The 6,032-nt window shown below is 63.6% G+C and carries 7 protein-coding genes; 1 reads left to right on the top strand and 6 read right to left on the bottom strand.

The features are described from left to right. Positions 1-65 precede the first annotated feature (65 nt). The 5 genes from AC0L24_RS27020 to AC0L24_RS27000 form a co-directional block, all read right to left on the bottom strand. Positions 66-845, bottom strand: a complete 780-nt coding sequence (locus tag AC0L24_RS27020) for a succinate dehydrogenase iron-sulfur subunit (RefSeq protein ID WP_013528877.1) — start codon at positions 843-845, stop codon at positions 66-68. 9 nt (positions 846-854) lie between these two features. Next, on the bottom strand, positions 855-2,690 hold the full coding sequence (sdhA, locus tag AC0L24_RS27015) for a succinate dehydrogenase flavoprotein subunit (RefSeq protein ID WP_127808717.1): 1,836 nt from the start codon (positions 2,688-2,690) through the stop codon (positions 855-857). A gap of 1 nt (position 2,691) precedes the next feature. Then, on the bottom strand, positions 2,692-3,087 hold the full coding sequence (sdhD, locus tag AC0L24_RS27010) for a succinate dehydrogenase, hydrophobic membrane anchor protein (RefSeq protein ID WP_127330207.1): 396 nt from the start codon (positions 3,085-3,087) through the stop codon (positions 2,692-2,694). 2 nt (positions 3,088-3,089) lie between these two features. After that, positions 3,090-3,509: a succinate dehydrogenase, cytochrome b556 subunit gene (gene sdhC, locus AC0L24_RS27005; RefSeq protein WP_032900823.1), complete on the bottom strand. Its 420-nt coding sequence runs from the start codon at positions 3,507-3,509 to the stop codon at positions 3,090-3,092. A gap of 260 nt (positions 3,510-3,769) precedes the next feature. Then, the gene (locus AC0L24_RS27000) at positions 3,770-4,198 is read right to left on the bottom strand and encodes a hypothetical protein (RefSeq protein ID WP_127808716.1); all 429 of its coding nucleotides are present in this window, start codon (positions 4,196-4,198) and stop codon (positions 3,770-3,772) included. Between the two features lie 263 nt (positions 4,199-4,461). Between AC0L24_RS27000 and AC0L24_RS26995 the strand changes: the two genes are divergently transcribed. Next, the gene (locus AC0L24_RS26995; protein ID WP_127808715.1) at positions 4,462-4,824 is read left to right on the top strand and encodes a hypothetical protein; all 363 of its coding nucleotides are present in this window, start codon (positions 4,462-4,464) and stop codon (positions 4,822-4,824) included. Here the strand turns inward: AC0L24_RS26995 and AC0L24_RS26990 are convergent. Then, the gene (locus AC0L24_RS26990; protein WP_127808714.1) at positions 4,808-6,016 is read right to left on the bottom strand and encodes a GGDEF domain-containing protein; all 1,209 of its coding nucleotides are present in this window, start codon (positions 6,014-6,016) and stop codon (positions 4,808-4,810) included. The two genes, AC0L24_RS26995 and AC0L24_RS26990, sit on opposite strands and share 17 nt — an antisense overlap. Between the last annotated feature and the right edge of the window lie 16 nt (positions 6,017-6,032).

Below are 6,032 nucleotides of genomic sequence, written 5' to 3'. Positions count from 1 at the left end.
CCGGCAGGACAGAGGGGGGCCGCTACGGATCGCTACATCCGAGGTTTGCAGCAAATCCGCTCCGCCTAGACCCGTCTCTCCACCATCATCTTCTTGATCTCGGCGATCGCCTTGGCCGGGTTGAGGCCTTTCGGGCAGGTCTGCGCGCAGTTCATGATGGTGTGGCAGCGATAGAGCCGGAACGGGTCTTCGAGGTTGTCGAGCCGCTCACCGGTGGCCTCGTCGCGGCTATCGATCAGCCAGCGATAGGCCTGCAGAAGCGTTGCCGGGCCGAGATAGCGGTCGCCGTTCCACCAGTAGCTCGGGCACGAGGTCGAGCAGCAGGCGCACAATATGCATTCGTAGAGCCCGTCGAGTTTCTCGCGGTCCTCGTGGCTCTGCAGCCACTCCTTGGCCGGCTCCGGCGATACCGTCTTCAGCCAGGGCTGGATCGACGCGTGCTGGGCATAGAAATTGGTGAGGTCGGGCACAAGATCCTTGACCACCTGCATATGCGGCAGCGGGTAGACTTTTACCGCGCCGGAAATGTCGTCGCAGCCCTTGGTGCAGGCGAGCGTGTTGGAACCGTCGATGTTCATGGCGCAGGAGCCGCAAATGCCTTCGCGGCAGGAACGCCGCAAGGTCAGCGTCGGGTCGATCTTGTTCTTGATCCACAGCAGCGCGTCGAGCACCATCGGCCCGCAATCGTCCATGTCGACGAAATAGGTGTCGATGCGCGGGTTCTCGTCATCGTCCGGCGACCAGCGGTAGATGCGGTATTCCCGCAGATTGGTGGCGCCCTCCGGCTTTGGCCAGGTCTTCCCCGGCTTGATCTGCGAATTCTTGGGGAGCGTGAGTTCAACCATGTTCGATCCTCAATACACCCGGGCCTTGGGCGCGATCTTGGCGAGGCTGATGCCGCCGTCCTTTTCAGCCAGCTGCGGCTCGGTGTGCACCGGCCGGTAGGAGAGCGTCACCTTGCCGTCTTCGCTCAGCCTGGCCAGCGTGTGCTTGCGCCAGACAGCGTCGTCGCGCGCCGAAAAGTCCTCGCGTGCGTGTGCGCCGCGGCTCTCCTTGCGCGCCTCGGCGCTGTAGACCGTGGTGATGGCATTGGCCATCAGGTTTTCCAGCTCCAGCGTCTCGACCAGATCGGAGTTCCAGATCATCGAGCGGTCGGACACTTTGATGTCCTTCAACTCGCCCCAGATCTGCGAAACGCGCTTGCAGCCGCTTTCGAGGGACTCCTGCGTGCGGAATACGGCCGCGTCTTCCTGCATCGCCTTCTGCATCTTTTCACGCAAGCTGGCCGTCGGCGTCGAGCCATTGGCGTGGCGCAGCCGGTCGAAGCGGTCCATGATCTTTTCGACCGAGGCTTCGTTGGGCGAAGGGATCGCCGACTTGCGGTCGATGACCTGGCCGGCGCGGATCGCGGCCGCGCGGCCGAACACCACAAGATCGATCAGCGAATTCGAACCGAGCCGGTTGGCACCATGCACGGAGGCGCAGCCGGCTTCGCCGACAGCCATCAATCCGGGCGACACCTGGTCTGGATTGAGCGCCGTCGGATTGAGCACCTCGCCCCAGTAATTGGTCGGCACGCCGCCCATATTGTAGTGGACCGTGGGCAGCACCGGAATCGGCTCCTTGGTGAGGTCGACACCGGCAAAGATCTTGGCCGATTCCGAAATGCCCGGCAGCCGCTCATGCAGGACGGCGGGATCGAGATGGTCGAGATGCAGGAAGATGTGGTCCTTGTTCTTGCCGACGCCGCGACCCTCGCGGATTTCCAGCGTCATGCAGCGCGAGACGACGTCGCGCGAGGCAAGGTCCTTGGCTGACGGCGCATAGCGCTCCATGAAGCGCTCACCCTCGGAATTGACGAGATAGCCACCCTCGCCGCGCGCACCCTCGGTGATCAGGCAGCCGGCGCCATAGATGCCGGTCGGGTGGAATTGCACGAACTCCATGTCCTGCAGCGGAAAGCCGGCACGCGCGGCCATGCCGCCGCCGTCGCCGGTGCAGGTGTGCGCCGAGGTGGCCGAGAAATAGGTGCGTCCATAGCCGCCGGTCGCCAGCACCACCATCTTGGCCGAGAAGCGGTGGATGGTGCCGTCATCCAGGTTCCAGGCGAGAACGCCGGTGCAGGTGCCGTCCGGCTCCATGATCAGGTCGAGCGCGAAATACTCGATGAAGAACTGCGCGTTGTTCTTCAGCGACTGGCCGTAAAGCGTGTGCAGGATGGCATGGCCGGTGCGGTCGGCGGCGGCACAGGTGCGCTGCACCGGCGGGCCTTCGCCATAGTTCATCATGTGGCCGCCGAACGGCCGCTGGTAGATCTTGCCCTCTTCGGTGCGCGAAAACGGCACGCCATAATGTTCGAGCTCGTAGACCGCGGCCGGCGCTTCGCGCACCAGATATTCCATGGCGTCGACATCGCCCAGCCAGTCCGAGCCCTTGACGGTGTCGTACATGTGCCACTGCCAGGAATCGGGACCCATGTTGGACAGCGAGGCGGCAATGCCGCCTTGCGCCGCCACCGTGTGCGAGCGGGTCGGGAACACCTTGCTGATGCAGGCGGTGCGCAGGCCCTGTTCGGCCATGCCGAGCGTGGCGCGCAGGCCGGCGCCGCCGGCGCCAACGACCACCACGTCGAACTTGTGGTCGACAAAGGTATAGCCTGCCGTGTTGGCTTGTTTCCCGTCCTTGGCCAACTCAGCCTCCGAATGCCAGCTTGAGCAGGGCGAAGATCGAGGCGACGCCGACCGCTATGGTGAAAAATGTATTGAGCGCGATCAGCGCCAGCTTCATGCCTTCGCCATGCACGTAATCCTCGATGATCACCTGCATGCCGAGCCGCATATGGGTAAGCCCGGAAATGAGCACCAGGGCCATCACCAGCGCGACGAACGGGTTGGCAAGAGCTGCCCGCACATGTGCGTAGTCGGCGCCGTTGAGCGCGATCAGGAAGCCGACGAAGAACAGGATCAGCGGGATGTTGGCGATCGCGGTCAGGCGCTGGCGCCAGAAATGCCCGGTGCCCTCGCGGGCGGAGCCGAGGCCGCGGACCTTCGCCAGCGGCGTGCGCATGTCGGTGTTTTTGCCGCTCATGGTCAGGCTCCCCGCGCCATATAGCCGGCGATCCAGATCAGCAGCGTGAGCAGGATCGAGCCGGCCAGCGTCGCCCAGGCGATCTTCGAGGCGGTATGCTTCTCGAGGCCGGCGCCGGTGTCCCAGACCAGATGACGCACGCCACCCAGCATATGGTGCATCAGCGCCCAGGTGTAGCCGAACAGGATGAGCCGGCCGAGCCAGGTGCCGAAGGCCCAATTGGCCCAATCGAAAGTCGCCTGCGAGCTGGCCGCCGCCATCAGCCACAGGGCGACCAGCAGCGTGCCGAAATACAGCGCCCCACCGGTGATGCGGTGAATGATCGACATCGTCATGGTGATCGGCGGCCGGTACACGGTGAGGTGCGGCGAAATCGGCCGTTCACGTCTGGCAAATTCGCGGGTGGCTGGTGATTTGCTCATGGCTCCCCCAGTTCGGCGTCTCTCTGGAGCCTCAGGTGGAAATGCGGCATTGCCGCTTCCGGTTGCGACTTCGGACAGCCGGTTTCTAATGCTCTTTTTGCACCGCGTCAAAGCCAGAAAACCGTTTCGAAAACGTAATTTAGTCTGACTAAAAGGCCGGCTTAGGCTTCAATCGATTAGGCCGGGAGGCCCAAAGCCGGCTCGATATCGCTGCAGTGCAACATGTCTGGCCCAAGGGCCCAGCGGTGTTGAGATTAGCGCTAGCGTTTGCAGGTCTGCGGCGTCGACCCCTTCTTCATCACCAGCGCCTCGCGTCCGTCGATCACGATTGCGTCATGCGTGGCCGCCTGGTAGCGGCTGCTCTGGTTGGCGGGCGACGCCGCAAACTCCTCGGTCGCGCCATCGGACCCGACCACACGCAACGACGTGCCTAGATTTTGGATGGAGATCATACCGTTGTTGCCGCATCGGTAGGTGGCCGTGCCTATGCCGGATCGCGGCGCGGTAAGGTTGGTGATGATCTTGGCTGCAGCTGCCGGAGGCGCCGCGGCTGCGACGGACTGCTGAGCCGGCGCAGGTGAGACGACGACGGTATTGGCCGCCTTCGGCGCGCCGTCCTGTGGCACACAGCCAGCGACGACCCCGAGCAACGGGAAAACGGACGCCCAAATCGGCCGGCGTAGCGCCATATGCTGTCCTCCCGAGCGGCAAACCAGCCGCGATGCTTTGCCAAGATCAAGGTCATCCCGACGCCGAGACGGACACCAGCCGCGATGGTGCGGCCAAGCATGGCCGAATGATGACCACCGGGTTTTCCATCCAGTCGGATATTAACGGATATTAACCATGTTTACCGGGACATCGCCGCCAAACGCGCCGGCCTCTTAACAAAGGTTAAGAAAACGTTAATTTCTGATTCGAGGAGGCTTTCCCTCAGGACACGGAGGACGCCATGCGTTCGAATTCAGGCAGATCGCGCCTTGCGGCGCTCATCGTAGCGGCCTCGGTCGCTGGCTTTGCAGCGCCCGCGCTCGCAGGGGCCCGGCATCAGGATCGTGTCTACGCTGATTCCTTCGGCAATCTCGTTATCGACAGCGCCGCCGGCTACAAGCGCATCATCGTCGGCGAAGGCAAGCTGGCCAAGCAGCTGTCCGACTACACCAGCGCCGGCCAGCCCAAGGTGATCTACGAGAACGAAGCCGACGAGATCAGCGGATACAGCGATTGCTACCGGCCGCCGGTGCTGGTGAAGGGCCGCTCCTATATGTACGGTCTCTCCGACGGCGAGATGCCCGAACTCAGCCCCTGCCGCTAGCCTCGATACCGGCTGACAACCAGTTGCCAGCCGGTCCGGCGGAGACGCGCACGCAATCGCGCCCGGCATTCTTCGCCTGATAGAGCGCCTGGTCGGCGCGCCGCATCAGATCGGCAAAGTCTTCGCTTGGATGAAGTTCGGCGACGCCGAAGCTCGCGGTGCAGCGGTTGTCCGCCGGCAGCCCGTCGATGGGCAGCGCGCCGAAGGCACTGCGCGTGCCCTCGGCGAACAGCCGCGCCGCGGCAAGGTTGGTTCCCGGCAGGATGATGGCGAACTCCTCGCCGCCAATGCGACCCGCAACGTGATGCGCGGCTGCAGCTTCGCGCAGGAAGCCTGCAAAAGTCTCGATCACCCGGTCGCCTGACGCATGGCCGAAACTGTCGTTGACGCTCTTGAAATGATCGAGATCGGCGATGACCAGCGCGACCGGCACGCCTTGCCGCATCGCGCCAAGCACCGCCAGCTCGGCATGCCGGGTGAATCCGCCGCGGTTGAGCAGGCGCGAAAGCGTGTCCGTCTCCGACTTCGACGTCACTTCGGCAAGCACGTCGCGAACCAGGATGGCCAGCATCAGCAGCGCCAGCGCCAGCGCAAAGACAGTGCCGAGCGATTGCGACACCAGCGCGTAGTTGCTTTGCAGGTAGGCCTGCGGATTGGCGCCCCAGCCGCCAAGCGCATGCGCGATGAACGGCTTGGAGGCAAACTGCAGACCGCTCGCCGCCAGCACGGCCATCAACATGCGATCGAGACGGGCAAGCTTTTGCCTCGATGACCAGACGATGGCCAACCCGATGAACTGCATGACCGCATAGGGAAGCTGGTAAGCCATGATGCGGATCAGCGACTGGCGGGGCAGATCCTGCACGAAATACACAGCTATGGTGGTGGTCAACAGGAACAACAGCATCGGCTTCCAGGGCAGTGCCACGCCGTATTTGCGGGCAAGCCCGCCATTGAACGCAATGGTGGCGGCAAGGAAAACCGCGAAGGCGGCCACGACCGGGAGCCGCGCGTCGGAGAAAGCGGGAATGGAGAATTCGATGCCCGAATAGGCCATGCCCAGCAGATAGCCAAACGCCAGCCAGCGCGCCGGCGGGCGGCCGACATCGTGGAAGGCGACCGCCATGAAGGATGCCGCCAGCAGGCCGGCAACCGACAGATTGATCAACAGGATGAAGTTGGCGCCGCTCATGTTCTCCCGCACCCGC

The sequence above is a fragment of the Mesorhizobium sp. WSM4809 genome, from assembly GCF_055811655.1.
Note: the sequence above shows the minus strand (reverse complement) of the source record. Positions and strands in the feature narration are given on the sequence as shown.

What these genes read in the sequence shown, in the direction of transcription:
- AC0L24_RS27020 (WP_013528877.1), bottom strand. Translation starts at nt 845, where the DNA reads ATGGTTGAACTCACGCTCCCCAAGAATTCGCAGATCAAGCCGGGGAAG.
- sdhD (WP_127330207.1), bottom strand. Translation starts at nt 3,087, where the DNA reads ATGAGCGGCAAAAACACCGACATGCGCACGCCGCTGGCGAAGGTCCGC.
- sdhC (WP_032900823.1), bottom strand. Translation starts at nt 3,509, where the DNA reads ATGAGCAAATCACCAGCCACCCGCGAATTTGCCAGACGTGAACGGCCG.
- AC0L24_RS27000 (WP_127808716.1), bottom strand. Translation starts at nt 4,198, where the DNA reads ATGGCGCTACGCCGGCCGATTTGGGCGTCCGTTTTCCCGTTGCTCGGG.
- AC0L24_RS26995 (WP_127808715.1), top strand. Translation starts at nt 4,462, where the DNA reads ATGCGTTCGAATTCAGGCAGATCGCGCCTTGCGGCGCTCATCGTAGCG.
- AC0L24_RS26990 (WP_127808714.1), bottom strand. Translation starts at nt 6,016, where the DNA reads ATGAGCGGCGCCAACTTCATCCTGTTGATCAATCTGTCGGTTGCCGGC.